Genomic DNA, 26,660 nt, shown 5'->3' on the forward strand with positions numbered 1-26,660 from the left:
GATGACCGCGTCGGCCACCACCACCGTCACCACCGTCACCACCGCGGCCGGCACCACAGCCGGCACCGCGGGCACCACCACGGTCGTCCCGCCGGTCGAGCCGGAGGTCGCGGTACAGCCCGAAGCCCGTCGGGGGGTCCACGCCATCCTGCGCGAGGACATGTTCGCCCTGTTCGGCTCGCTGGCCGCGGCGGTCGCGGCCACGTCCGTGATCTTCGTGTGGCTGGCGCCGTTCAACGGCCTGGTGGGTTTCGTCTTCTGCGCCTACGCGCTGTTCCTGCTGATCTACCGCATCACCCTGAGCCAGGACCACGACAAGCCGGCGGTCCGGGACCGGATGGTGGCCGCCGTGGTCTCCAGCCTGGCGCTGGTGCTGTTCGGCGCGATGGCGCACATCATCGGCTTCGCGCTGTGGAACGGCCGGTCCGCGCTGCCGCACGGGAACTTCTACACGCAGGACATCCACCTCACCGGCCCGCAGGATCCGCTGACCAAGGGCGGCATCGTCCACGCGATCATCGGCACGCTGATCGAGATCACCATCGCCCTGGCCATCGTGGTGCCGCTCGGGGTGCTGACCGCGGTCATGCTCAACGAGCTCCCGGGGCGGATGTCGCGGCTGGTGCGGACCATCACCGAGGCGGCGACCGCGCTGCCCTCGATCGTGGCCGGCCTGTTCGTCTACGCCACGCTGCTGGTGCCGTTCGGGCACCGCACCTCCGGCCTGCTGCACCTGGGCGGGCTGGCGGCGGCCATCGCCATCAGCGTGATGATGCTGCCGATCATCATCCGGGCCGCCGACGTGGTGCTGCGCCTGACGCCGGGCTCGCTCAAGGAGGCGTCCTACGCCCTGGGCGCCTCGCAGTGGGCCACGGTGTGGCGGGTCACGCTGCCCACCACGCGCTCCGGCCTGACCACCGCGGTCATCCTGGGCACCGCGCGCGGCCTCGGCGAGACCTCGCCGGTGCTGCTGTGCGCGGGCCTGGCCCGCGCCACCAACTGGAACCCGCTGCAGAACCCGATGACCTCGCTGCCGCTGTTCGTCTTCTCCGCGGTCCGCTCGCCGGAACTGGTGATGGTGCAGCGCGGCTACGGCGCGGCGGCGGTCCTGCTGGGCATCGTCTTCGTCCTCTTCACCACCGCTCGCCTGCTGGCTCGTCGGAACAGGAACCTGACGCCATGAGAAGCCCCCTGCCCCGCCGCCTGGCCGCGTTGCTGCTGGCGGCCGCCGCGGCGGTGCTGCCGGTCGCGGCGCCGCTTCCGGCCCACGCCGACGACTACGTGCCGATCAGCGGCGACGGCTCCAGCTGGAGCCAGAACGCGATCAACCAGTGGCAGGCCGACGTGGCCGCCTCGAAGAACATGTCGGTGAACTACCCCGGCGGCGGCTCGACCGTGGGCCGGCAGTCCTTCGCGGCCGGCACCGTCGACTTCGCGGTCTCGGAGATCCCGTACGGGGTCAAGGACAACGGCTCCGCCGACGTCCCGCCGACCGGTCCGCACCCGTTCAAGTACCTGCCGATCGTGGCCGGCGGCACGGCGTTCATGTACCACCTGGACTCCGGCGGCAAGCGCATCACCAACCTGCGCCTGGACGGCATCACCATCGTCAAGATCTTCACCGGCAACCTGAAGTTCTGGGACGACCCGTCCATCAAGGCCCAGAACCCGGGCATCTCGCTGCCGCACCGGGAGATCGTCCCGGTGGTGCGCTCCGACGGCTCCGGGACCACGGCCCAGCTCACCACCTGGTTCGACACCGAGCCCGAGCTCTCGCCGATCTGGGCCGCCTACTGCCAGGCCAACGGCCGGCAGGTGGAGGGCGGCAAGTGCGGGACCACCTCGTTCTTCCCGACCTCCGGCAAGTTCCTGTCGCTGAACGCCTCCATCGGGGTCTCCGGCTACGTGGCCTCCGAGCCCGGCGAGGGCGCGATCACCTACGTCGAGTACTCCTACGCCCAGAACAAGGGCTTCCCGACGGTGCGGGTGCTCAACAAGGCCGGGTACTACATCCAGCCCAGCGCGCTGAACGTCGCGGTGGCGCTGACCTCGGTGATCATCGATCCGGTCACGCTGCTCCAGAAGCTCGACAACGTCTACAACTCGACGGACCCGCGCGCCTACCCGCTGTCCAGCTACAGCTACATGATCGTGCCGACGTCGACGAACTCGCCGTTCTCGACGGCGAAGGGGCACACACTAGGGGCCTTCGTCCAATACTTCTTGTGCGAGGGCCAACAACACGTCGACCTGCTCGGCTATTCACCCTTGCCGTACAACCTGGTCGCCTCCGGCCTGAACGTCGTGAAGGCGATCCCGGGCGCGGTCGTGACCATCACGCCGAGCTCCTGCAACAACCCGACGGTGGCCGCGGACGGCGGCAACAAGCTGGCCGAGATCGCGCCGCAGCCGCTGGCCTGTGACAAGTCCGGCCCGCAGCAGTGCGGCGGCGCGGACAACAAGCAGGCGGTCCCGGCCGGGGTCGGCGGCTCCAGCGGCGGCACCGCCGGAAAGAGCACCGGCACCACCGGCGGCACCGGCGGCAAGACCGGCAGCGGCACGAAGACCGGCAGCGCGTCGGGTGGCACCTCCGGCGGATCCACCGGGGGGAACTCGGGCGGCACCACCGGGGGTTCGGCCGCCGGCGGCACCACCGGAGGCGCGGCCGCGGCCGGCGGGACCGGCCTGAGCCCCAGCGCCGACCCCGTCACCCTCGGCTCGGACCCGGACGCCGGCGGGGACAACAGCTCCACCGGCGGCACCGGCGGCTCCGTCGGCGGTGCGCAGCCGGTCGCCAACCCGCTGGTCCTCGGCGCCGGCATCAGCGGCTCGTTCCAGACCGTGCTGATGGCGCTGGCGGTCGTGCTCCTGCTGCTGATGATCGCGGTACCGCCGATCATGTCGCGGCGCCTGTCGCGGGTCGGTGCGGGCGTCGGCGGGGCCGCGGCCGCGGGTCCGCTGGTGACCGTTCCGATCGCCGCGTCGAGCACTGGGCCGGCGACGACCGGATCCGGCGCGGATCCGGACGCTGATGCGGACGAGGACGCCGACGCCGACGCCGACGAGGACTCCGACTCGGAGACCGGGACCGGCACGGGTACCGCCGGCGACCCGGACGACGGCCCCGACCCGGACGACGGCTCCGAGCCCGGGCCCGGCACGGATCGGAGCGCTTCGTGAAGCGACGCGGAACCGGAAAGCCGGCCCCGCTCGTGCTCCCGGAGCCCGGCCGGCGCGCGTCGGCCCGCCGCGCCGCGGCCCGGACCATCGGCACCAGGCTGCGGATCCTGGTCGGCACGGTGTGCGTGCTGACCGGCCTGACCGGCCTGGCCGCCCCGATGTTCAACGGCCCGGTGCACGCCGAGGACGCCGGCTCGGCCGTCGTCGTGCACGGCACCGGCGACTTCGCGGGCATGACCGTGACCATCGACCAGACCAAGGACCTGGTCGACCAGCGCGTGCACCTGAGCTGGACCGGCGCTCCGCCCACCCGGTTCAAGAACTCCGCGGAGTTCGCGGCCAACTTCCTGCAGATCATGCAGTGCTGGGGCGACCCGGCCACCGGGCCGGACCGCACGCAGTGCCAGTTCGGTGTCGCGAACGACGGCCGCAACGCCGCGTTCGGCCCGGACACCCGGCGGCTGGACACCCAGTACAAGCCGACCCCGCCGGACCCGATCACCGCGGCCAACGTGCCGTTCCGGGGCTCCGACGGGACCCTGGCCACGGTCTACAACGTGCTGGAAACCGACCCGAAGGACACCACGTCCTTCACCCAGCTGTTCGACCGCCAGACCACCAACGAGGTGGCCTACGCGCAGTCCGCCTCGGACGGCACCGGACAGGCCGACTTCGAGACCGAGACCGTCCAGGAGGCCCCGCACCTGGGCTGCGGGAAGACCGTGATGACCGACGACAAGGGGCACCCGTACCAGTGCTACCTGGTCATCGTCCCGCGCGGCGAGACCGAGGTCGACGGCCATATGTACAACGATCCCACGCGCCCGGAGAAGGAGCTGGTCAGCTCCCCGCTGGCGGCCGCGAACTGGGCCAACCACATCTCGGTGCCGATCAGCTTCATGCCGCAGAACGACGCCTGCCCCACGGGGCAGAAGACCTACCCGATCGCCGGCAGCGAGCAGATGGCCGAGGCCATGCGGCTGTGGGCGCCGGAGGTCTGCCACCTCACCTCGGCCCAGTACAACCTGATCCGGCTGTCCGACGACCAGTCGCGGGCGCTGCTGGCCAACGACGACCCGGGGCTGTCGTTCGTGGGGCGCGCGCTGAACACGGACGACACCGCGCCGAGCGGACCGGTGGTCTACGCCCCGGTCGCGCTGTCCGGACTGACCATCACCTACGAGATCGACCAGATCTCGGCGTACAGCGCCAAACCCGACGTCAAGGTGCACGACGGCACTCCGCTGACCGGGATGCGGCTGACGCCCAAACTGGTCGCCAAGCTGCTCACCCAGTCCTACCGCAACGCGGTGCACGTGTACGCCCCGGAGATGACGACCGGCGGCGCGCTGGCGGACAACCCCACCGACATCAGCGAGGACCCGGAGTTCCAGGCGCTGAACCCGCAGTTCAACGGCCTGCTGTACCAGCTGTGGATCAGCAACAGCGTCCTGACCCCGGCCAGCGGTGCCGACGCCATCAGCCAGCTGTGGGCCTGGATCAACGGCGACGCCGACGCCCGGGCCTTCCTGGACGGCGTGCCGGACAAGACCGCCGACGGCAAGCCGGGCATGGTGGTGAACCCCGCCTACAAGAACCTGACGCTGCCGCTGTCGATCTTCCCGAAGCAGGACCCGTTCTGCTACGTCTCGGCGCCGCTGGCCACGCCGCCGTCGCCGCCGCTGTGCGCCGCGGACCTGCACCCCTGGGCCGCCTCGATGCTGATCGCCGGCCGCAGCATCGCGCGCGGCAACGGCCTGGCCAAGACCGTGTGGAACACGGCGAACACTCCGCCGAGCTTCGACGGGGCCACGCAGGACACCGGCAAACACGCGCTGATGGGCGTCATCGACACCGCCACCGCGCAGCGCTTCGGCCTGCAGACCGCCTACCTGGAGAACGCCTCCGGCGGGTTCGCCGGCCCGGACGAGGACGGGCTGACCGCCGCGGCGACCAGCATGCCGGTGGTCGACAGCATCCCGGTCCCGGACCCGCGGACCAAGACCCCCGGCGCCTATCCGCTGGCCCAGGTGACCTACGCCGCCACCGTGCCCGGCAAGCTGACCAAGGACGAGGGCAACGCCTACGCGGACTTCCTGTCCTTCGCGGTCTCCGGCGGCCAGACCCCCGGCTCCTCGATCGGCAAGCTCGCGCCCGGCTACGTCCCGCTGCCGCTGAACCTGAAGTTCAACGCGGAGAACGCGATCACCGCGATCCGCGCGCTGGCCGGGACCGCGCGGACGGCCGGCGGGCCGTCCGGCTCCGGGCCGTCCGGATCCCCGGGGCCGGGGCAGGTGATCAACGTCGTCGTCCCGCCGCTGACCACCAGCAGCGCCGCCGGCGGGGCCGCGACCGGCAACCCGGGCCAGCAGAACTCGCCGCCCGCCGGCAGCACCGGGACCGTCCCGCCCACCTCCGCGGCCAAGCCGACCGGCGGCGGCGTGATCACGCCCACCCCCCAGACCTCCGTCACGCCCCTGCCCCCGAGCCTCACGCCGGCGAGCAGATTCGGGGCGATCCGGATGGTGCTGCTGGTGCTGCTGGTCGCCGGCGGCGGGCTGCTGCTCGCCGGGCCGGCCCTGCGCACCTGGGCAGCCAAGATCCCACGCCGGGCAATCCCGTCCGGCGTGCATCTCGAATGAGAGGGAAACCAGTACCGTGACGAGGAAGCGCAACCTCATCGCCGCGGTGGCCATGGGCCTGCTTACCGCCGCGATCAGTGTCTCCGCGGCCACAGCCGACCCGTCTGGCGCACCGTCCCCCCGCCCGTTGAACGGCGTGGGCTCCGACACCGTCCAGGGCGTGGAGAACGCTCTGGCCAACAGCATCACCGACAGCTCGGGCAAGAAGGTGCTCGGCTCCTGGGACGCCACCGGCTCGGCCACGATCACCACCGTGCCCGGCACCGCGGCGTGCACCATCACGCGGCCGAACGGCTCCAACGCCGGCCGCACCGCCCTGGAGACGTCCCTGCAGGCCAACGACGGCTGCGTGCAGTACGCCCGGTCCTCCAAGCTGGACCTGACGACCGCCGCTCCCGTGCCGCTGACCTACGTGCCGTTCGCGATCGACGCCGTGACCTACGCGATCACGTCGAACAGCAACCTGCCGCGGCAGTTCGCCCTGACCGACATCCAGGCGATCTACCACTGCGACGCGAACTACGTCGGCACCGGCCCGAACTACGCCATCAAGGTCCTGCTGCCGCAGGCCGGCTCGGGCACCCGCAGCTTCTGGGAGTCGGTCGTCGGCATCCAGGACTCCGACGTGGTGGCCGGCCACTACCCGTGCATCAGCGACACCGCCAACGGCGCTCCGATCGAGGAGCACGACGGCCGCGTCCTGGACGCCAACTCCATCGCCCCGTTCTCGATCGCGCAGTACATCGCGCAGTCCTCGAACACCATCACCGACCACCGCGGCCGCGCCGTGCTGGGCACCATCGACGGTCTGACCCCGGTCGTGGAGAACAACGGCTTCGGCATCACCCGCGAGGTCTACAACGTGATCCCGTCCTCCAAGGTCGGTGACCCGTCCTACAGCTCGGTCTTCGTCGGCCCGACCTCCAAGGTCTGCACCAGCCAGACGATCATCAACCAGTACGGGTTCGCCACCGACCCGAACTGCGGCAGCACCTCCAGCCACACCTGATCCGCGTTCCTCAAAGGAGAAGAACCGCAGTGAACACCGTTCTTAAGCGCGCAGCCGCGCTGAGCACCATGGGCGCCGTCGCCCTGGGTGCCGCGCTGCTGGCCGCTCCGGCCGCCAACGCGGCCGCGACCGGCTCGCTGAGCTTCACGCCCTCCTCGGGCAACGACACCACGTCGTTCAGCGTCACCACCTCCGCTGCCTGCTCCGGCGGCAGCTACGTGCAGGAGTACATCAGCGGCGGCAACTTCACCGCGCTGACCGGCGTCTCGCCGAACACCCCGCAGGCGCAGTTCTCGACCGACCCGGTCAGCGGCGGCCTGGTGCTGAACAACATCGCCGACAACCTGGCCGGTCTGGCCCAGGCCAACGGCGTGCAGCTGGCGGTCGGCACGTACACCTTCGACGCCATCTGCAAGAACGCGGTCGGCCCGGCGGTCTTCGACGACTTCCAGGGCAAGATCAACGTGACCCAGGTGACCCCGACCGTGGTCTGGTCGGCGGCCGTCGTGGGCCACGCCACCACCACGACCGTCACCCCGAGCCCGGCCTCCCCGGCCGACGCCGGCACCCCGGTCACCTTCACCGCGTCCGTCACCGTGGACAACGGCACCACCGCCACCGGCTCGGTGCAGTTCCTCGACAACGGCGCGAACTCCGGCGCCCCGGTCACGCTGGCCAACGGCAAGGCGGCCTACACGACCTCGACGCTGGCCAAGGGCACGCACCAGATCACCGCCCGCTACACCCCGGACGCGGCCTCCTCGGCCGACCAGCCGTCGGTGTCGGCGGCCGTGGCCTACACGGTCAACGGTGTCAAGGTCTCGACGACGACGGCCCTGGCCGTCTCCCCGTCGGGCACCGCGGTGCAGAACACCCCGGTGGCGCTGACCGCGACGGTCCTGCCGAACACGGCGACCGGCTCGGTGCAGTTCACCGACAACGGCCTGCCGGTCGGCGCGCCGGTGGCGGTCACCGCGGGCACCGCGACGCTGACCAACAGCACCTTCGCGGTCGGCGCGCACTCCTTCGCCGCCAAGTTCACCTCCTCGGACCAGTCCTCGTACGGCGACTCGACCACCCAGACGCCGCTGGCGTACCAGGTGACCGCGCCGGTCTCGCAGGCCACCGGCACCGAGACCATCTCCACCACCGTCACCGCCGGCTCGCTGACCATCAGCGTCCCGGACAGCCAGGTCACCCTGCCCTCGCCGGTGCTGAACAACAACGGTGACCTGTTCACCACCTCGGGCGCGCTCAAGCCGGTGACCATCACCGACAACCGCGCGGGCAACCCGGGCTGGACCCTGAGCGGCCAGGTCTCGGACTTCTCCGACGGTGCCACCCACGGCATCAACGGCGAGAACCTGGGCTGGTCCCCGAACGTCGTGGACCACTCCACCGCGCAGACCCTGACCCTGGGCGCGGTCGTGAACCCGGCCAACGGCGTGCCGCTGACCGACGTGAATGCCAACGGCCTCAAGGGCTCGCAGGTCCTGGCCACCGCCGCCTCCGGCGCCGGCCTGGGCACCGCGCACCTCGCCGCGGGTCTGGCCCTGAACGTCCCCACCACCACCGTCGCCGGCACCTACGTGGCGACCCTGACCCTGACCGCGATCTGATCGGCTCCACCGATCGCGGTCGGCTGACGGCCGGAGCGTGCGCTGTCACCACGGTCATTCGTGACCGAGGAAGCCGAACGGCCGTCGCGTAAAGAGAGAGAAGGTCAGCCGGGCACTCCAATTGCTCGGCTGACCCCTCTTCACCATAGAACATCCCCGAGAAAGACCTCAGGAACAGGAGGGCGAAGTGGCTTCCCGGATCACCACTCTTCTCACGGCGGCGGGCCTGGCCGTCCTGATCCCGCTCAGCACCGCCGCCGCGGCGGCTGCGCCGTCCGCGTCGTCGCAGTCCGCGTTGTCGCAGTCCGCGTCGTCGGCGAGCACCGCGCTGCCGGCCGTCGCGCACGCCCCCGGCACCTCGACGTTCGGCATCCAGCCCAAGCCCAACCCGAACGAGCGCGCGGCGTTCAGCTACAACGCCAACGCCGGCGCCAGCGTGAAGGACACCGTGGTGGTGTCCAACTTCGGCGACCAGCCGCTGACCCTGCACGTCTACGCCAACGACGCGATCAACACCTCCGACGGCGGCTTCGACCTGCGGCCCAGCGCCGAACCCCCGAAGGACTCCGGCGCCTGGGTGAAGTTCGACGACCCCAAGCCGTTCCAGATCGTGCCGCCCAAGTCCAAGGTCGAGCTGCCGTTCACGCTCTCCGTGCCGGCCAACGCCACCCCCGGCGACCACGCGGCCGGCATCGTGGCGGCCCTGACCATGCCGAGCACCGACGGCAAGGGCAACCGGGTGAACGTCGAGCAGCGCGTCGGCAGCCGCATCTACCTGCGGGTGGCCGGCGACCTGAAGGCGCAGCTGGCCGTGACCCACGCCGTCGCGACCTACCACGGCACCTGGAACCCGCTGGGCTCGGGCACCGCCGACATCACGTACCTGATCACCAACACCGGCAACGTGCGGCTCGGCGCCGCGCAGTCGGTGCACGTCACCTCCCCGCTCGGCGGCACCGTGAAGGCCGACGGGCTCAAGGACTTCGAGCAGCTGCTGCCGGGCAACTCGGTGCGGGTGACCACCAAGGTCAAGGGCATCTTCCCGGCGTTCAGCGCCACCGCGCACATCGACGTGGACCCCAAGGCGCTGCCCGGCGACCTGGACCCGAAGGCGATCGGCAGCTCCGGCACGGCCGACATGACGCCGGTCCCGTGGTCCCAGCTGCTGGTGCTGGTGGTCGTCATCGGCCTGTTCTACCTGTGGCTGCGCGGCAAGCGCCGGGCCCGGCTGATCGCCTCCGGCGCGCCGCTCCCGGTGAGCAAGGCCGCCGCCAAGTCCGCCGCCGCGCGGGCGCAGAAGGCTGAGAAGCTGGCCGCCGAGGCCGCGGCGAAGCAGGCCACTGAGAAGGCGGCGAAGGCCGATCCGGCGGCGGCTTCCGAGGCGTCCGAGGTTTCCGAGGCTTCCGAGGCTTCGGCCGACGGCGACGGCGATGGCGACGGCGAGGCCGGTGCCGACACCGCGGCCGGGGCCGGGACCGGGCCGGTGGCCCAGAAGGCTGCGAAGGCGTGAGCGCACCGACCACCGCGGCCTCCCCGGAGACCGATCTGCCGCCCCCGCCGGAGGAGCCCGAGGTTCCGCCCGGCCGGTGGCGCCGCGGCCGCCGCTCGGCCGGGGTCAGCCTCGGGGTCAGCGCCGGACTCAACCCGGCCATCGGCCCGTTCGCCGCGCGGCAGCCCGGGTCCGGCCGCTTCGGCCTGGCGTCGCTGCGCGGGATCTATCCGGCGCTGCGCGACTCCAAGCGGCGCGCCTCCTTCCTCGGCGTCGGCACCGCGCTGACCATCCTCGGCGCGGTGATGGTCGGCTTCCTGGCCGACGCCACGGTGGTCGGCAAGCTGCGGCACGACCGCGACCGCCAGGTCGGCTACGCCGCGCTGCGCTACAACCTGGCCAACGGCACCACGCCGACCGGCGCCCTGGACGTCGACGGCAAGCCGGTCGCCGAGGGCGCCCCGGTGGCGCTGCTCCAGATCAGCAGCATCGGCCTGCGCGAGGTGGTGCGCTACGGCTCCACCCCCGGCGACCTGATGGCCGGCCCCGGGCTGCGGCGCGACACGGTGCTGCCCGGGCAGGTCGGCGGCAGCGTCATCCTGGGCCGGCGCGCGCTCTACGGCGGGCCGTTCCAGTACCTGAACCAGCTCCAGGCCGGGATCCAGTTCAAGGTCACGACCGCGCAGGGCGAGAACGAGTTCAAGGTGGTGGACGTCCGCAAGCCCGGCGACCCGATCCCGCCGGAGTTCCTGCGGGCCCCGGTCCGGCTGGTGCTGATCACCACCTCCGGGAACCCGTACCTGCCGCAGGACCTGCTGCGGGTGGACGCGGTGCTGGTAGACGACGGGAAGGCGCAGCCGACCGGCGACGTGGCCAAGCGCCAGCCCGGCGACGACGCCTCCTCCACCGACCGCTCGGCCTGGGTGCCGCTGGTGCTCTGGGGCCAGGCGCTGGTGCTGGTCGCCGTCGTCGTGACCTGGCTGCGCGCGCGCTGGGGCGGGCGCCAGGCCTGGCTGGTCGGCAGCCCGGTCCTGCTGGCCCTGGGCCTGGCCGTCGCCGACACCGCCGCCCGCCTCCTGCCCAACGTGATGTAGGGAACGAACATGCCTGACCAGATCCTGTCCCCGGGCGCGCCGGCGTCCTCGCTGGCCGACACCGTGCAGCTGGACCCGGCGCCCGCCGAGAACTCGCTGGTGCCGCACCTGGCGGTGCGCGAGACCGGGCACCCCGGCCGGCCGCCGGCCGGCGGGCACCTGCACGCCGACGCCATCTCGGCCTGGTTCGGCGACCGCAAGGTCCTGGACCGGGTGTCGCTGGACATGCCGCCCGGCATGGTGACCGCGCTGATCGGCCCGTCGGGCTGCGGCAAGTCCACCTTCCTGCGGATCCTGAACCGGATGCACGAGCTGGTGCCGAAGGCCACGCTGGCCGGCCGGGTGCTGCTGGACGGCTCCGACGTCTACGACCCGCAGCGCCGGCTCACCGAGGCCCGCTCGGCGATCGGCATGGTGTTCCAGAAGCCGAACCCGTTCCCGGCCATGTCCATCTACGACAACGTGGTCGCCGGCCTGAAGCTCACCGGCCGTCGCGCGGGCCGGGAGGAGAAGGACCGGCTGGTGGAGGAGTCGCTGACCCGGGCCGGCCTGTGGCGCGAGGTCAGCGGCCGCCTGGACCAGCCCGGCGGCGCGCTGTCCGGCGGCCAGCAGCAGCGCCTGTGCATCGCCCGCTCGCTGGCGGTGCGCCCCCGCGTGCTGCTGATGGACGAGCCCTGCTCCGCGCTGGACCCGACCTCCACCCGCCGGATCGAGGAGACCATCGGCGAGCTGGCACTGGACGTGACGATCGTGATCGTCACGCACAACATGCAGCAGGCCGCCCGAGTGTCCGACCAGTGCGCGTTCTTCCTCGCCGAGCAGGGCACCCCGGGCCGGATCGTCGAGTACGGACCGACCTCGGCGATGTTCGACAACCCCCAGGACCACCGTACCTCGGACTACGTGAACGGACGCTTCGGGTAGCGCCCCACGCCGGGGCCCGTTGGGAAGGCAGGTGAACACCACCGTGACGACGACGGGCCCGGCGATCGCATCCGGCACCTGCTCCGGCACCTGCCGGTTCTTCGGCAGCGCCCGCACGGCGACCGCGCGACTGGCCGCGAACGCCGAGGGACGCTGCGGACGCGGCGCGGCGAGAACGCTGGACGGCGGGGCGCCGGGGGCGGGGGGCGCGACCGGCGCGACCGGGCCGCCGGGCTGGGGTACCGGCGTCATGAGACTCACCGGCTGGTGACGGACCTCGCGGTCAGCCCGGGACGGCCGTTTCCGGGCCTGGCTGGTTGAGCGAGAACCCGGCTGCGGCGACCCCGGCTCGACTCGGCTCCGGCTCGACTCGCTCCGGCTCCGGCTCCGGCCGGGCTCGGCCCGACTCGGCCGACAGCTCGACGGCTTGCTTCGGTGGTTCGCGGCGATGGTGAGGATCGGGGGATCGGTGTTTGGGGCGGGCGGTTCGGGGTGTCGGTGCCGCCGACCCCCGCCGCCGACCCCAGCCGCCGACCCCCGCCGTCAAGCCTCTCAGCGTGTCCCGGCTGGTGCGGCGCCCCGGATGATCGAAGTGGGTCATCTGACTGGGACGGTGCTTCGAATTTACGCCGGGTTTGCGTAACCTTCACCCGTCTTGGCTTCGGCGGATCTTGCTCCTACCGTTGACACCTGCTGTGCATGGCGCTTGAGTCTGCGCATGATGCGAACCGACAGCACTGGTAGAGCTTGATGCGCAAGGCAGCCATCGCCCTCACGGCAGGTGCCGTCGTATGCGCGGCCGCAGCGGCCTACATCCGTTTCGTCGTGGTTCCGGACGCCGAACAGGCGCAGTCCGACACCCACACGGTCAACCACTACTCCGGTACCGCGAGCTTCCTGAATCCGCAGGCGCTCGGGAGCGGCGATCTGGCGAACGCCTTCCAGAAGGATGTGCCGTTCACCGCGGTCGAGGACTTCAAGACCTCGTCGATGCACGGGTCGACGGCGGTCATCGCCGACGTCACCACGACCAGCGGTCCGGCCGCCCCCGCGCTGGGCAACTCCAGCGTGAACTGGGCCGTGGACCGCAAGACGCTGCTCCCGGCCGCCACGCCGGCCGGCGTGACGGCCGTGGATCACAAGGGCCTCGCGGTCGGTTTCCCCTTCGCCCCGAAGGCCGCCGACTACCCCTACTGGGACGGCGGGACCGGCAAGCAGGCGACCGCGAAGTACGTCCGTACCGAGAAGCACGCGGGCCGCACCGCCTACGTCTACACGGTGGACGTCACCGGCCCCCTCGCGGACCAGGGCATAGCGGCCAAGCTGCCGCCGTCGATCAGCCAGGACGTGCTGAAGGGCCTGGCCGCGGCGGTCGCCCCGGACCAGGCCTCGGCGCTGTCCCTGATCCTGCCGAAGGACGGCACCGACGTCCCGCTGATCTACACGTCGACCACCAAGAGCACGATGTGGATCGACAAGTTCGACGGGACCACGCTCGACGCCGACAACGAGCAGACGGTGACCGCGCAGCTGAAGTCCAAGCTGGGCGCGGTGCCGCTGACGGCGGTGCTGGACGTGCACACCAAGTACTCGCCCGAAGGCGTGGCGGACTCGGTGAAGCAGTCCAAGGACAACCAGTCGCGGATGCTGTGGGAGGGCGACCTCGCCCCGGCGGCGCTGGCCGTGATCGCGCTCGCGCTGCTGGTCGGCGCGGTCGTGCTGGGGCGCCGTCGCGGCGCGCCCGTCGTGGCCGCCGCCGCTCCGAGTACGGACTCCGCGACGGTCGAGGCCCCGGCGGCGGATGCCGGTGAGGCGGCGAGCACGGAGGCCGAGAGCGCCGAGAGCGCCGAGAGCGCTGAGGATGCCGAGAGCGCCGAAGACGCCGAGAGCGCCGAGGAAGCCGAAGACGCTGAAGACGCCGAGGAAGCCGAAGACGCCGACCAGCCCGAGAGCGAAGAGAAGCCCAAGAGCACCGACGCCTAGCATCACAACCCCAAACGGTCCGGGCCGATCGATTCGGCCCGGACCGCGGCCTCACCCCGCAAGGCGCAACAGGATCGCCCCCGCGATGATCGCCCCGAACGAGACCACCTTGGGCAGCGTGATCCGCTCCTTGTAGATCAGAGCACTGAGCACCACCGTGCCGATCGATCCGATCCCGGTCCATATGGTGTAGGCGACGCCGACGTCCAGCGTCCGCAGCGCCAGGCTGAGCGTGTAGATCCCGCCCGCCGCCGCCAGCAACGTCAGCACCGAGGGCCGCAGCCGGGTGAAGCCTTCGGTGGCGTTGGTCCCCAAGGCGAAGGCCACCTCGAAGACGGCGGCGATCAACAGATACATCCAGGCCATGTCGGTCTCCTTTTCCCCTTCTCCGGCCTCAGGCCTTCGCCGTGGCGAGCTTGTCCGCCATCTTCAGCCCCAGCACGCCGCCGATGATCAGCACGAAGGCGGCCACCTTCGCGGCCGTGATCGTCTCGTGAAAGAGCACTGATCCGAACGTCACCGTCCCGACCGAGCCGATCCCGGTCCACACGGTGTAGCCGACCCCGACGTCCAGGGACCTCAAAGCCAGGCTGAGAAAGAAGATGCCGCCGGCGGCCGCGGCGGCCGTCAGCAGCGACGGCCCCAGCTCGGTGAAACCGTGGGTGGCGTTGGTCGCGAGAGCGAATACGACCTCGAAGACCGAGGCGACGAGCAGGTAGGTCCAGGCCATGAGAGCTCCATCAATTTGCATGTACGTACAAATATCTTGGACTAAGATCTTGCGCGTGCAAGTACTTCGCTGTCAAGCGGCCGGCTCCGGCGCTGCGATGATGGATCCGTGGACGTCGACGTTCGTTTCGTGGGCCCCGATGACAAACCCGTCATCGCCAGCCTGATGCAGCTGTACCTGCATGACTCTTCGGAGTTTGAACCGTTGGAGCTGTCGACCCACGGGTTGTTCGACTTCCCCTGGCTGGACAGCTACTTCTCCGCCCTGGGCCGCGAGGCCTATCTCGTCACGGTCGGCGGCCGGCCCGCGGGGTTCGCCCTCGTGCGCAACGACGTGCCCGGCGACGAGGGCGCCTGGAATCTCGCCGAGTTCTTCATCGTGCGCGGGTACCGGGGCAAGGGCGTCGCGGCCCAGGCCGTCCGTATGGTCCTGGCCCGGCATCCGGGCCGGTGGACGCTGTCCTGGCTGGTCGCGAACACGCCGGCGGCGCGGTTCTGGCCGCGCCTGGTCGACGCCGTCGCGGTCGGGCCGGTGGTGCGGGCCGAGGGGCGTCCGCCGGACGTCCCGGCCCCCACGGTGCGGGTCCGGTTCCGGTTCGAGAACTGAGGACGGGGCCGCCCGGTGACAACCACCGGGCGGCCCCGCGCCGGCCCCCGCCGGCCCCGCCGTTCGGGTCAGACCTTGATCCGCACCACCTGCGGGTCGTGGTCGCTGGCCTGGTCGGCGTACTCGGCGTTGACGTGCACCACCTGGTAGCTCAGGTCCTTGATCCCCTTGCTCACCAGGATGTGGTCCAGCACCTCCGACACGCCCTCGTACACGTACGTGTACTGCTCGTTCGTCGGCAGCGTGCTGATCAGGTCGGTCAGGATCGAGGGCCCGGTGCCGTCCGAGGTCCCGGTCCGCAGCGAGTTCAGCGCCGGGCTGAACTGGTAGTCGTTCAGGTCGCCGAGCACCACCACGTCGGCCTTCTTGTCCGCGTCGAGCAGCTTCTGCACGAAGTCGTGCTCGACCTGGGCCTGCCCGGACCGCTGCAGCGCCGAGGACTGGGCCGGGAACTGGAAGCGCCCGTCCTGGTTCTGGTCGCCGAGCTTGGCGTCGAAGTGGTTGGCGATGACGAACACGTCGTGGTCCCGGAAGCGGAACTGCCCGACCAGCGGCTTGCGGCTGGAGTTCCAGACCGGGTTCCCCGGGTCGATCCGCCCGGGCGAGAGCGTCAGCGCCGGGTCCCCGTGCTGGGTCGTCACCTGGGTGCTCGTCGTGGTCCGGTTGACGTCCGCCGCGCCGGCGTCGACGAAGCTCACCCGCGCCGGGTTGTAGAGGAAGACCGTCCGGATGTTCCCGCCGGGCTGCCCGCCGTCCTTGTCGTTGGCCGGGTCGATCTCCCGCCACGCGTACTGCGGGCCGCCGGCCGCCACGATGGCCGCGGTCAGCTTGGTCAGCGTCTGGTCGGCGGCCACGGTGCCGTCGTCGGTCGCGCCGCTGTTGTCCTGGACCTCCTCCAGCGACACGACGTCCGGCGTGGCGAGGTTCGTGACGATCCCGCTGCCCAGGCGCTGGAACTTCGCGTCCGGGTCGGACGGCGCCAGGTTCTCGACGTTGTACGTGGCCACCGACAGCTGCTTCACCGGATCGGCCGCGGCCACCACCGGGGCCAGGTGGTTGTTCTGCACCGTGCCCAGGGCGGAGGCGGCGATCAGGAAGCCGCCGTACTGCGAGTAGTCGATCGGGCCCACCGTCGCGCCGGTCAGCACGTCCCCGACGTTGACCTGCGGGTTGCTGCCGTCGGCCGCCACGACCTCCAGGCGCCCGGACGGCGTCTGGTTCTCGCCCAGCAGCTCCGAGCCGCCGCGGTAGGTGGCGGCCTCGTCCGGCTTCACGGTCACGTACTGCTCGCCGTACTTGTCCGACGGGCCGACCACCCGGGCGTCGTCGACCTCGACCCGCATGCCCTGGATCGAGCGGTAGAAGTCCAGCACCGACCGCGTCGGCGTGACCGGCGTGCTCTCGATGTTCGCGCCGCCGAGGTCCGGGGCGTAGGTCGCCGGCACGTTCGCCGCCGACAGCACGATCGGGGCCGGCAGGGCGTTGCCGCTGCTCACCTTGGTCACCGTCGCGGTGCCGATCTCGGTCACCGACAGGTTCGAGGTGCTGGCCACGGTGTCGCCGCTGGCCAGCGGGTAGTAGGACTGCGCCTTGCCGGAGACCAGCACCGAGTCGCCGACCGCGACGGTCGGCGTCGAGCTGGTGTACACGAACAAGCCCTCGCTGGTGGCCGGGTTCGCGTCCGGGGTCGGGTCCTGGATCCAGAAGCCCTTGGAACCGCTGGTGCGCAGCGCGGTCACGATGCCGGGGACGTTCGTCACCGTCTGGCCGTTCACCGGGGACACCCAGCCGGCGCCCTGGATGTCGTGGATGCGCAGCGGACCGGGCTCGGGGGTGCCGCCGGTGCCGGAGCCGCCGGGGGTCGGCGTCGGGGCGCCGGCGGTGAAGTCCGCGCCGTTCTGGTCGGTGTCGGCGCCGGCGGCGCCGCGCGCCACCGAGGTGGTGTTGGTGGCGGCCGGGGCGTCGGCGGTGCCCTCGTGGACCACGGCGGTGCCGTAGCCGACCAGGTCCTTGATGCTCGCGTCGGCCGCGCAGTCGGCGGCGGTCTTGCAGGTCAGCGCGGTCTGCGAGGTGACCAGCGCGACGGTGCCGGCGGTGCCGCTCATGTTGATGGCGCCGGTGGCGTCGGGCGTCGGCAGGTCCGCGGTGCCGCCGGCGCCCGCCGCCTCGCCGATCAGGTACGTGGCGCCGGGCGCGATGCTCCCGGACAGGTTCGTGACCTGCCAGGTGGTGGTGGCGCCCGGTGCGGCCGAGATGTACTGCACCGACCACGAGGCCAGCGACACCGGGGCGGAGCCGGTGTTGCGCAGCTCGATGAAGTCGTTCTTCAAGGTGGCGCCGGAGTTGCCGCCGCCACCGTAGACCTCGTTCACCACAACGTCGGTGGATACTGTCGCCTGCGCGGATGGCAGCGCGAGCAGGGCGGCGATGGTGCCGGCCGAGATCGCGGCGGCGGTCAGTGCACGAGCACGAGTCCTGTACACGGGTTCTCCTCGTCAGGGGTCTGGATCGGCACACAGTGTTCGGCATCTTCGCGAACCGTGCGCATCCAGGACAAGGACAACAGGTGCTGATGTGCGGTCCTGACGTTGCAAGTTCTCACCTAGATTGGGGCGGCCCTCCGGCCCCCGCGCCTCACGGCCGGGCCAGGACGAACGACTCCAGATGGTCCGGTCCCACCAGCACGGTCCCGGTGATCCGGGTGACCCGGGTGGCGCTGCCCGGCGCCGGGGTGGCGCACTCCAGGCTGTCGCTCTCGGCCGCGCCGCGCGGCGTGTTGAAGACGAACATCGGCGATCCGTTCCACGCCTTCTCGACCGCCGCGGTCGAGACCACCGCGGTGACGCTGTCCGGATCGGCGTCCGGCGGCTGGATCTCGGCCCGGACGGCTCCGTCCACGTCGAGCGGTGTGACGGTCAGCGGGGTGCGGACGCCGTAGTCGTCGACGTAGCCGGTGAAGGCGGTGTCCGGCGCGTCGACGCCGACGTAGTCCGACAGGGTGCCGCCGCACTGGCTCGGGGCCGGGGAGGGGTCGGCGGACGCCGGAGCGGCCACGGCGAGCGGGGCGGCGACGCACAGCAGCGCGGAGGCGAGCAGGGCGGCCGGACGGGTGGGAGCGCGCACGCAGGGTCCTTCCTCGAAGGGAGAGTCGGTACCGAGGAGGTTTCCAGCCCGGGGGCGCGGTATCCGCGGATACGGCCGAACGGGGAGTCAGGAGGTTGACGGAGTAGGGCCGGGGTCCGGATCCGGAGGCGGCGCCGAAGCCGGATCCGAAGCCGTGGCCGAAGCAAGGCCCTGAGCCGTGCCGGCAGCCGCGGCCGCCGCGCGCTTCGCCGCCTCGGACTCCCCGAGCATGCTCAGCGCCTCCACGAGCACCTCGTACGCGCGACTGCGCGCCAACGTCTCGCCGACCGCCTCCGCGGCCGCCACCGCCAGCAGCGCCGACTCCCGGGCCCGCGCCGGCGCCCCACCCGCCAGCTGCGCCTGGGCCAGCCGGTACCGGAACACCGGCTCGCCGTCGGCGAGGGCGGGGTCCTCGGCGCTCTCCGCCAGGCATTCCTGCTGCTCCAGCTCGGCCTCGGCGAAGCGGCCCCGCGCGTACAGCAGGTCGCCGAGCGCCGACCGGGCCGCCGTCAGCCCGCGCCGCTCGCCCAGCAGGTCCATCCCGGCCACGGCCGCGCGAAGCTCCGCCTCGGCCTCCGTCCACTGCTCCAGCCCCCGATGCGCCTCGGCCAGCAGCAGCCGGCTCCACGTCGCCATCGGCCGGTCGTCGGTCGCGGCGGCCAGCTCGGCGACCCGGGACGCGGCGTCCAGGGCCCGGTCGTGGTCGTCGACCGAGATGGCGGAGTCCGCGGACTGGAGCAGGAGACAGCTCAACAGCCCCGCGCACTGCGCTCCCGCCGCCGCGCACGCTTCTTCCCCGAGAGTGCCGAACTGTTCCGCCTCCTTGTACCGGTGGGTGAAGTTCAGCGCCTGGGTCAGCGCGTAGCACAGCCAGGCCCGCGCCACTTGGTCGTCCGCCGCGTCGGCCGCCGCGAGCAGGGCCCTGAGAGTCTCCTCGGCTTCGAGCCAGCGCACGGTCGGTGCCAGGTATGCCGACGCCGCCACCGCCACCTCGGCCGCGCGGGCCAACGAATTCGGGAACGCGACAGCCTGACGGAGCAGGCTCGCGATTCCCGCGTATTCGGTCGCGAACCAGTTGAATGCCTCTGTCGCGTCGGCGAAGGAAATCGGGGGCGGCGCCGCGAACGAGGCCGTACACGCCGTGTACGAGGCGAAGACCGTGAACTTCCCCACCAGCATGTCGCCGGGCAGCAGCCGTTCGTACGCCGCCACCGCCCCACCGCGCAGATACTCGGTCGCCGCCGTCACTGTTCGTTGGGCGTCGGGGGCTGGAGTACTCGGGTCCTCGATCGCGCGCGCGTACTGCCGCATCAAATCGTGGTACGCGTACCGGCCCGGCCGCGCCGAGCCCAGCAACCCCAGGTCGACCAGACCTTCCAGCAGCTCCTCGGCCTCGACGGCCGGACATCGCAGCACCGCCGCCGCGAGCCCGGTGTCGAAGTCCGGGACGTCCGGCACCGCGCAGACCCGGAACGCCCGCTGCCGCGCCGCGTCCAGCTGGCGATAGCTCACCGCGAACGCCGCCTCCACCGACTCCCCGCCGGTCCGCAGCATCCGCAGCGACCGGCGCTCGTCGGCCAGCCGCTCCGCCATCGTCGCCACCGGCCAGGCCGGCCGGGCCGCCAGCCGCGCCCCCGCGATCCGCAGGGCCAGCGGCAGCCGTCCGCATTCGCCCGCCAGCTCCGCCAGCGCCTGGGGCTCGGCCTGTGCGCGTTCGGCCCCGATCAGGGCGCCCAGCAGCAGTTCCGCCTCCTGGGCGCTCAGGCAGTCGAGCAGCCGCACCTCCGTACCGGGCAGGCCGAACGCCCGGTTGCGGCTGGTGATCAGCACCGCGCAGCCGCCGGTGCCGGGCAGCAGCGGCCGGACGTGCTCGGCGTCGGCGGCGTCGTCCAGCAGGATCAGGACTCGGGAATCAGCGATCGACGACCGGAAGAGTGCGGCTCGCTCCTCGGCCGCCGCGGGGATCCGCGCCGGGTCGACGCCCAGCGCCGCGAGGAACGCGGCCAGCACCGGGGCCGGATCGAGCGGGTCGTCGCCGGCCCCGCGCAGGTTCACATACAGCCGACCGTCCGGATAGTGCGCGGCGACCCGGTGCGCGACGTGTACCGCCAGCGCCGACTTGCCGATCCCGGCCATCCCGGCCAGCAGCACGATCGGCGGGGCCGCCCCGGCCGGCCGGGTCAGCGCCTCGGACACCGCGGCCACGTCCTCGGCCCGGCCGGTGAAGTCCGGGAGGTCCCTGGGCAGCCAGGCGGGTGGTGCGGGTGGTGCGGTCGGTGCCATGGCCGAGGATACCCCGGAGCCGATCAAGGCGCCGATCATCCGGCCGGCCGCGGGGCTCGTCCCGGGGCTCGTGTCAGGGCCCGACTCAGGACCGATGTCAGGGCCCGTCTCCGGGCCGGTGTCGGGGCCGGTCCCGATGTCGGTCCCGGTGTCGGTCTCAGTGCCGATCTCCGTGCCGGTCACAGTACCGACCTATCGCAGGGATCGAAGTCGCAAGGAAGGGCGGGTCGCGCCTCCGGGCCGGAACGCCTTCGGACCCGGCCGGGCCGCCCCGGTGTGGCGGGCGGAGGTCCGGCCGGGCCCGAAGGCCCGTGAACCACCTGGCAAGCCCTGAACACTGCGGTGGGCAGCGCCTGCGCAGGCGGAGATCAGACCGGCCGCCCGTCACCGATCGTCAGAGTCGGATCCCCCCGCACACCGAGGCCGGCGAGACCGCCTGCCAGTTCCCCCGGGGCAGCTGCCGCACTCGCACTTCCTCGATACCGCGCCCGTTCGGGCCGGCCCACGTGCACTGTCCGAAGTACTCCGCGTCCCCCTGGGTGGCGAAGCCCTCGCGGACCGACCGCTTCTCCCCGTCGGCCTGGATGAACTCGACGGCCCAGTTCTCCAACCCCTGCGTCGACAACACGTCGAGTCCTCCTGAAGTCCGCCGACGATTTCGCTGACTGCACCACATCATCACGCTGTGCAGTGTCAGAATGCGGGATGCGACGGTTTCTCCCGGCGGATCGGGGAGGAACCGGTTCCGATCCCGTCATCGCCACCGGGGCGCGGCACAGTCGAGTAGGCACGGGGAGTGTGACGGGTCCGGACGGCGCGGGGGACGACCGCCGAGGCAGGGATCGCCGGAGAAGATGAGCAGGAAACCCAGGAGCCTGAAGCAGATCCAGGCCCAGCTCGCCGACCAGATGCGGGCCACCGACCACTCCTGGGCCGAGATCGGCCGGGAGTTCCAGCGCCGGTTCCACGTGAACGCGCGCGTGGCGCTGCGCCAGGCCCGCGGCTGGACCCAGCCGGAGGCCGCCGACCGCTGGACCCGGCGCTGGCCCGAGGATCCGAAGACGTTCAAGAACTTCTCCTACTGGGAGGCCTGGCCCAGCTCCACCGGCTACGCGCCGTCGCTGGAGGTCCTGGACCGGATGGCCCAGCTCTACGAGTGCAGCGTCGCGGACCTGCTCTCGGACTCGAACGACTACGGGGCCCAACGGCATCCGGCGTTCAGCCAGGTCCGCGAGTCCGGCTCGGGGCCCGGTCCGCTGGCGCCGCCGCCCCGCGCGAGCGCCGGGTCCGCTCCGCTGACGGCCGCGGGTGCGCCGGTCCCGGCCGGGTTCCGGTCCGGGATCCAGTCCGGGGTCAGGTCAGAGGCCCGATCCGAGGTCCGATCCGAGGTCGAGGACCCGGAGGACCTGCTCTCCTCGGTGTCCTCCGTCCCCGGAATCAGCTCTCTGATGACAATGCCGGACGGCGGGAACTCGCTGTCCCGGCGCTCGGCGCTGCTGAACCTGTCCAGCCTGATCGCGGTGGCCGCGGCCGCGCCCGTGGGCGCGGACCGGGCGATGGCGGCGCCGGCCGGACGGGTCGACGAGGCCATGGTCGCCAACACCGGAGTGATCGTCGGCGGCCTGCGCCAGCAGAACGCCGCCCTGGGACCGTCCGCGACAGTGCAGACAGGCATGGCGATGCGGTCCATGATGGAATCCGTGGTGAAGGACGCGCCGAACCAGCTCACCGGCCGCGCCTGGGTGGTCTACGGAGACCTGGCGCACCTGCTCGGCTGGATGATGTTCAACATGGGCCAGGACAAGCTGGCGGCCTTCTACTACGAGGACGCCCGCAAGGCCGCCTACCAGGCCGACGACTACGAGCTGGCGGCCAACGTGCTGGCCGCCCAGGCCCACCTGAGCATGTCCGCCGGCGACCACCAGGCCGCCATCGACCACGCCCAGGCCGCCGAGGAGGCCGCCCGGCGCACCACCAGCCGGCACGCCCGGGCCTACACCGCCGACATGACCGCCCGGGTCTACGCCTCGGCCGGCCAGGGCGCGCGCAGCCTGGCCGCGTTGGAGCGGGAACGCAAGCAGATGCAGCGCATCGACTGGAACGAGCCGGCCGCCGAGCGCTGGGGCTTCTACGGCCCTTCGTTCTACTGGGCCCGGGAGAGCGAGTGCCACCTGCTGCTCGGGCACCCGGTGGAGGCCGCCGACGCCGGGGTGCTGGCGCAGGCCCGCTTCAACCCGGCCTACCTGCACAACAACGCCATGACCATGGCCCGCCGGGCCCAGGCCCAGGCGCAGTTCGGCGACGTGCCCTTGGCCTGCCAGGCGCTCTCCGAGGCGGCCCGGATGGCCACGATCGCCGGATCGCAGCGCCTGGGCACCGAGATGAAGCGGGCCCGCGACCTGCTGGTCCCGTACCAGAGCGAACCGGTGGTGCAGGCCCTGGACGTCCGGATGGGCCGCTACCGCAGGCAGCGCGGCGCGGCCGACCTCGGCGGGATCCGGCCGCCGGACGCCGCCGAGCAGGCCTGAGCGGGTGGGAGGGGTCCGAGTCCGTGCCGGCCCGGGTCCGAACAAGTCCGGGTCCGAACAAGTCCGAGTCCGAAACCAGCCCGAGTCCGAAACCGGCCCGAATCCGAACCGGCCGGAAAGGTCTGACCAGGACTGAACAGGACTGACCAGGACTGCATCGGCCCGCGCCGTCCGACCAGTGCCCGCCTTCTTCCCCGAGGAGCACGAACCGATGACCGACCGCACCGGAGCGCACCGAGTGACCGGCGCCGCGCACGAGGCCGAGCCGTTGTTCGACGACCTGCCGCCGAACATCGACACCGACGTGTTCAGCGTGGCCCGGCTCTACGACTTCCTGCTCGGGGGCAAGCACAACTTCGCCCCGGACCGGGAGTTCGGGCGGCGGCTGCTGGCCATCGAGCCCAACGGCCGGATGATCCTGCAGCAGAACCGGCTGTGGCTGGCCCGGGCCATGCGGGTGCTGCTGGCCGCCGGCGTCCGGCAGTTCCTGGACCTGGGCAGCGGCATCCCGACCCAGCACTACGTGCACGAACTCGCGCACGCGGTGGACCCGGGCGCCAAGGTGGTCTACGTCGACAACGACCCGCCGGCGGTCAGCCACAGCAACTACATCCTGCGGGACAGCCCGAACGCCGGCGCGGCGCACGCCGACATGGCCGAGTCCGAGCGGGTGCTCGCCCACCCGACCGTCACCTCCCTGATCGACTTCGGGCAGCCGGTGGCGATCACCGCGCTGGCCGCCTGGCACTTCGTGGAGGACAAGCAGGACCCGAAGGGCGTCCTGGCCGAGTACCGCCGGGTGCTGGCGCCGGGCAGCTATCTGGCGCTGACCCACGCCACCATCGACGGTGCCACCGGCGATCTGGTCCGGGACGTGCAGAGCCAGTACCAGTCGGTGATGAAGAACCCGTCCCCGCGGACCCGGGAGCAGATCGCCGATTTCTTCGAGGGCTTCGACATCCTGGATCCCGGCATCGTGAACCTGCCGGCCTGGCGGCCGGACAAGCCGCAGGACGCCGAGAACGCCCAGGACGTCTGGTTCTACGGCGCGCTGGGCAGGCTCGCGGCCTGACCCGGGCCGGCCGGTCCGGCGCCGGCCGGTCTCGGGCCGGGCCGGCCGAGTCCGAGCCGGTCCAGCCCGGGGCGCTTGAGCCCGGTCCGGTCCGAGCCGGGGCGGCCCATCTCCGCCGTGCAGTCCCGGTCCGGGGCGATCAGCACCTCCAGGTCGACGTAGAAGCGGCCGGACTCGCAGCGCTCGCCCAGCAGGATCCGGCGCGCCGCCTCGGTCACCAGCGCCCCGCCCAGCGCCACCCCGGAGGCCAGCTGCGGCCAGCTGCTCAGGGTCCGGCCGATCTCCGGGAAGCTGGCGGCCAGCGCCGGGGAGATCCGGTCGGCGTCCACCATGTCCAGCACCATCTGGACCCGCTCGGCCGGGGTCAGGCCGTGGCAGTCCTCGGCGGTCAGCGGGCCGAGCCGGCCGTGCAGCAGCGGCCGGTGCGGCTCGTGGTCGAACCGCTCGATGTCCAGCAGCCCGCGGTCGTTGGCGTCCATCACCACCGGCACCCCGAGGTCGCGCGCGGCCTCCCGGGCGGCCAGCTTCACCCACGGCGTGTCGCACTCCTCGACCAGCAGGTCGATCGGCCCGTGCCCGCCGAGGAAGAACTCCTTCATATTCTCCTCGGTCAGCCCGGCCGGGAAGATCTCGATGTCCAGGTAGGGGTCGATCTCGTACATCTGCCGGGCGGCCAGCACCGCCTTGTTCACGCCGACCTGGTGCAGCCCGGCGCGCAGCCGGTTCAGGTTGGAGACGCTGAGGGTGTCGAAGTCGGCCAGCTTGAAGGCCCCGGCGACGCCCTCCTGGGCCAGCGTCACCGCCGCGCTGTTGCCGACCGACAGGCCGATCACGCCGACCCGCCGGTCCAGCAGCCGCCGCTGCTCGGGGCGGTCGATCTTGCCGCGGTTGCGGTCGGTGCGGACCAGCCGGTACTCCTCGCGGGGCAGCACGTGCACCAGCCGCCCGGACCACGGGTACCAGGCCCACGAGCCGTAGTCCCAGGGCTGCGCCCCGGCCAGCTGGTCGGCGCGGGCCGCGGCCAGCTCCCCGGCGTCGAAGACCCGGCCCGGCTCCCGCGACCGGATCAGCTCCTCCACCTGGCTCTCGACGGTGTCCACGACCTCGCGGACGGCGCCGGTGTTCAGCAGGGCGGCGAGCGCGACCCGGTCGTCGGGGCGCGCGGGGCGGAACAGCACCGGCTTCCAGCGGTGCGGATCGGAGGAGCCGATCGCGGCCAGGCGCGGGGGCGGCCCGGAGGGGGCGGGGGTGTGGCGGTGCGGGTTCCGGTGCTGATGGGCGGCCTCGGCGCGGGCGGTCCGGCCGGGCGCCACCGCGGCCACGGCCCGAGCCGCCTCCTCGGCACCCCAGAGGCGGGAGATGGCGTGGCCCCCGGAGAAGCCACGGCCGAGGGAGGCGAGGTCGGCGTCGGTGGCCGGGGACGTGGCGGGATGGCTCAGGCCGTCGGCCGAGTGCGACGCCGCATCGGCGGGTGTTGCGGCAGCGGGTGTCGCATCAGCGGGTGTTGCGGCAGCAGGTGTCGCGGCGCTTCCGGTGCCGGCCAGGCCTCCGGCCGGATCGCCGGTCAGGCCTCTGCCTCTGGTGGCCAGGCTCTCAGTCAGGCCACCGGCCAGGTCTTCGGCCAGCGCCTCGGCCATCAGCTCGCGGAACAGCAGGCGGTAGCCCTCGACCAGGGTGGTGTGCTCGCCGGCGCCCTCGACGGTCCGGTGCAGCAGGATGACGACGTCCTCGGTGTACTTCTCGACGTAGCGCCGGGTGCTCGGCACCGGGTGGAAGCCGAACCGGCCGTGGAAGCGGTCCTGGCCGTCGGCGGTCCCGGAGGTGCCGATCATCGCGGCCGCGCCGAGCTCGTGCGCCGCGGCGATCGCCAGGGCGTTGAGATGCAGGCCCAGGCCGAGCTTGCGGGCCCGGTGCTCCACCACCAGGCGGCTGTGCTCGAACACGGTCTCGTCGGTCAGGCCCTCGGCCGCCAGCACTTCCGCGTACTGCCGCTCGCCGAGGTATTCGCGGGACTGGTAGCGGGCGGATGTGGCCGGGGTCAGGAGCCGGACATAGCCCAGCGGCGGGCCGTGCATGCCGTCCAGGCCGCGCCGGGCCGTGAAGTGCCAGGCGCCGAGGTCCTGCACCTGGTCGTCGGGCTCGAGGAAGGCCGGCCGGCGGCCGCCGTCGAACAGGATGCGGCCGCGCAGTGCTCTGATCTGCCGCAGTTGCTCGGTGCCGGCGGGGTCGGTGCCGCCGGCGGTTCCGGGGTCGCCGGCCGGCGCCAGGAACGCGGAGAAGATCCAGGGAGATTCCATGATCAGCACCTTGGGACGGCGAGGCGGCAGGAAACAAGCCCGAGTTACACCTTACGGGTGAATTAATGGCGAAAGTCCTAT

20 protein-coding genes are annotated in these 26,660 nt (G+C 72.1%); 13 read left to right on the forward strand and 7 right to left on the reverse strand.

Going from position 1 to position 26,660, the window contains the following annotated elements; translation table 11 throughout:
• Position 1: 1 nt before the first annotated feature.
• The 10 genes from ABD481_RS22350 to ABD481_RS22395 all read left to right on the forward strand — a co-directional run bounded on the left by ABD481_RS22350 (position 2) and on the right by ABD481_RS22395 (position 13,940).
• Positions 2 to 1,183 (forward strand): PstA family ABC transporter permease, encoded by a 1,182-nt coding sequence (locus ABD481_RS22350; RefSeq protein ID WP_344667674.1) that lies wholly within the window; start codon positions 2 to 4, stop codon positions 1,181 to 1,183.
• Positions 1,180 to 3,180, forward strand: a complete 2,001-nt coding sequence (locus ABD481_RS22355) for a substrate-binding domain-containing protein (RefSeq protein ID WP_344667675.1) — start codon at positions 1,180 to 1,182, stop codon at positions 3,178 to 3,180. Before ABD481_RS22350 ends, ABD481_RS22355 begins: the two co-directional genes overlap by 4 nt.
• Positions 3,177 to 5,822 (forward strand): hypothetical protein, encoded by a 2,646-nt coding sequence (locus tag ABD481_RS22360; protein ID WP_344667676.1) that lies wholly within the window; start codon positions 3,177 to 3,179, stop codon positions 5,820 to 5,822. Before ABD481_RS22355 ends, ABD481_RS22360 begins: the two co-directional genes overlap by 4 nt.
• A gap of 16 nt (positions 5,823 to 5,838) precedes the next feature.
• A complete protein-coding gene (locus tag ABD481_RS22365) occupies positions 5,839 to 6,831 on the forward strand; it encodes a hypothetical protein (RefSeq protein ID WP_344667677.1) in 993 nt (330 codons plus the stop codon).
• A gap of 29 nt (positions 6,832 to 6,860) precedes the next feature.
• Complete coding sequence (locus ABD481_RS22370; protein WP_344667678.1) at positions 6,861 to 8,450, forward strand: Ig-like domain repeat protein; 1,590 nt, start codon at positions 6,861 to 6,863, stop codon at positions 8,448 to 8,450.
• A 187-nt stretch (positions 8,451 to 8,637) separates the two neighbouring features.
• Entirely contained in the window at positions 8,638 to 9,960 is a 1,323-nt protein-coding gene (locus tag ABD481_RS22375) for a WxL protein peptidoglycan domain-containing protein (protein ID WP_344667679.1), read from the forward strand.
• Entirely contained in the window at positions 9,957 to 11,033 is a 1,077-nt protein-coding gene (locus ABD481_RS22380; RefSeq protein WP_344667680.1) for a sortase, read from the forward strand. Before ABD481_RS22375 ends, ABD481_RS22380 begins: the two co-directional genes overlap by 4 nt.
• Before the next feature lie 9 nt (positions 11,034 to 11,042).
• Positions 11,043 to 11,957: a phosphate ABC transporter ATP-binding protein gene (locus ABD481_RS22385; protein ID WP_344667681.1), complete on the forward strand. Its 915-nt coding sequence runs from the start codon at positions 11,043 to 11,045 to the stop codon at positions 11,955 to 11,957.
• Positions 11,958 to 11,988: 31 nt separating this feature from the next.
• Complete coding sequence (locus tag ABD481_RS22390; RefSeq protein WP_344667682.1) at positions 11,989 to 12,228, forward strand: hypothetical protein; 240 nt, start codon at positions 11,989 to 11,991, stop codon at positions 12,226 to 12,228.
• A gap of 479 nt (positions 12,229 to 12,707) precedes the next feature.
• Complete coding sequence (locus ABD481_RS22395; RefSeq protein ID WP_344667683.1) at positions 12,708 to 13,940, forward strand: porin PorA family protein; 1,233 nt, start codon at positions 12,708 to 12,710, stop codon at positions 13,938 to 13,940.
• 51 nt (positions 13,941 to 13,991) lie between these two features.
• Here ABD481_RS22395 and ABD481_RS22400 read toward each other — a convergent pair whose 3' ends face one another.
• On the reverse strand, positions 13,992 to 14,306 hold the full coding sequence (locus tag ABD481_RS22400) for a DMT family transporter (RefSeq protein ID WP_344667684.1): 315 nt from the start codon (positions 14,304 to 14,306) through the stop codon (positions 13,992 to 13,994).
• A 28-nt stretch (positions 14,307 to 14,334) separates the two neighbouring features.
• On the reverse strand, positions 14,335 to 14,670 hold the full coding sequence (locus ABD481_RS22405; RefSeq protein ID WP_344667685.1) for a DMT family transporter: 336 nt from the start codon (positions 14,668 to 14,670) through the stop codon (positions 14,335 to 14,337).
• Between the two features lie 108 nt (positions 14,671 to 14,778).
• Here ABD481_RS22405 and ABD481_RS22410 point away from each other — a divergent pair, with 108 nt between their 5' ends.
• A complete protein-coding gene (locus ABD481_RS22410) occupies positions 14,779 to 15,276 on the forward strand; it encodes a GNAT family N-acetyltransferase (protein ID WP_344667686.1) in 498 nt (165 codons plus the stop codon).
• A 68-nt stretch (positions 15,277 to 15,344) separates the two neighbouring features.
• Here ABD481_RS22410 and ABD481_RS22415 read toward each other — a convergent pair whose 3' ends face one another.
• The 4 genes from ABD481_RS22415 to ABD481_RS22430 form a co-directional block, all read right to left on the reverse strand.
• Entirely contained in the window at positions 15,345 to 17,759 is a 2,415-nt protein-coding gene (locus ABD481_RS22415) for a lamin tail domain-containing protein (protein WP_344667687.1), read from the reverse strand.
• A gap of 151 nt (positions 17,760 to 17,910) precedes the next feature.
• Positions 17,911 to 18,399, reverse strand: coding sequence for a hypothetical protein (locus ABD481_RS22420; RefSeq protein ID WP_344667688.1), 489 nt, complete (start codon positions 18,397 to 18,399; stop codon positions 17,911 to 17,913).
• An 87-nt stretch (positions 18,400 to 18,486) separates the two neighbouring features.
• Positions 18,487 to 20,865: an ATP-binding protein gene (locus tag ABD481_RS22425; protein WP_344667689.1), complete on the reverse strand. Its 2,379-nt coding sequence runs from the start codon at positions 20,863 to 20,865 to the stop codon at positions 18,487 to 18,489.
• Positions 20,866 to 21,076: 211 nt separating this feature from the next.
• On the reverse strand, positions 21,077 to 21,310 hold the full coding sequence (locus ABD481_RS22430; RefSeq protein ID WP_344667690.1) for a hypothetical protein: 234 nt from the start codon (positions 21,308 to 21,310) through the stop codon (positions 21,077 to 21,079).
• A gap of 226 nt (positions 21,311 to 21,536) precedes the next feature.
• Between ABD481_RS22430 and ABD481_RS22435 the strand changes: the two genes are divergently transcribed.
• Positions 21,537 to 23,210, forward strand: coding sequence for an NsdA family TPR-like regulatory protein (locus ABD481_RS22435; RefSeq protein ID WP_344667691.1), 1,674 nt, complete (start codon positions 21,537 to 21,539; stop codon positions 23,208 to 23,210).
• Positions 23,211 to 23,421: 211 nt separating this feature from the next.
• Positions 23,422 to 24,282 carry an SAM-dependent methyltransferase gene (locus ABD481_RS22440; RefSeq protein ID WP_344667692.1) on the forward strand — a complete coding sequence of 287 codons (861 nt, stop codon included), beginning with the start codon at positions 23,422 to 23,424 and terminating at the stop codon, positions 24,280 to 24,282.
• Here the strand turns inward: ABD481_RS22440 and ABD481_RS22445 are convergent.
• Positions 24,252 to 26,579 carry a ThiF family adenylyltransferase gene (locus ABD481_RS22445; RefSeq protein ID WP_344667693.1) on the reverse strand — a complete coding sequence of 776 codons (2,328 nt, stop codon included), beginning with the start codon at positions 26,577 to 26,579 and terminating at the stop codon, positions 24,252 to 24,254. The genes ABD481_RS22440 and ABD481_RS22445 overlap by 31 nt on opposite strands.
• Positions 26,580 to 26,660 lie beyond the last annotated feature (81 nt).

It is taken from the genome of Catenulispora yoronensis, from assembly GCF_039531695.1.
Taxonomy (GTDB): Bacteria; Actinomycetota; Actinomycetes; order Streptomycetales; family Catenulisporaceae; genus Catenulispora; species Catenulispora yoronensis.

Excerpts from the sequence above, each read along its gene's own strand:
- ABD481_RS22445 (WP_344667693.1), bottom strand. The coding sequence starts at position 26,579 with ATGGAATCTCCCTGGATCTTCTCCGCGTTCCTGGCGCCGGCCGGCGAC.
- ABD481_RS22405 (WP_344667685.1), bottom strand. The coding sequence starts at position 14,670 with ATGGCCTGGACCTACCTGCTCGTCGCCTCGGTCTTCGAGGTCGTATTC.
- ABD481_RS22350 (WP_344667674.1), top strand. The coding sequence starts at position 2 with ATGACCGCGTCGGCCACCACCACCGTCACCACCGTCACCACCGCGGCC.
- ABD481_RS22400 (WP_344667684.1), bottom strand. The coding sequence starts at position 14,306 with ATGGCCTGGATGTATCTGTTGATCGCCGCCGTCTTCGAGGTGGCCTTC.
- ABD481_RS22440 (WP_344667692.1), top strand. The coding sequence starts at position 23,422 with ATGACCGACCGCACCGGAGCGCACCGAGTGACCGGCGCCGCGCACGAG.
- ABD481_RS22385 (WP_344667681.1), top strand. The coding sequence starts at position 11,043 with ATGCCTGACCAGATCCTGTCCCCGGGCGCGCCGGCGTCCTCGCTGGCC.
- ABD481_RS22435 (WP_344667691.1), top strand. The coding sequence starts at position 21,537 with ATGAGCAGGAAACCCAGGAGCCTGAAGCAGATCCAGGCCCAGCTCGCC.
- ABD481_RS22355 (WP_344667675.1), top strand. The coding sequence starts at position 1,180 with ATGAGAAGCCCCCTGCCCCGCCGCCTGGCCGCGTTGCTGCTGGCGGCC.
- ABD481_RS22395 (WP_344667683.1), top strand. The coding sequence starts at position 12,708 with ATGCGCAAGGCAGCCATCGCCCTCACGGCAGGTGCCGTCGTATGCGCG.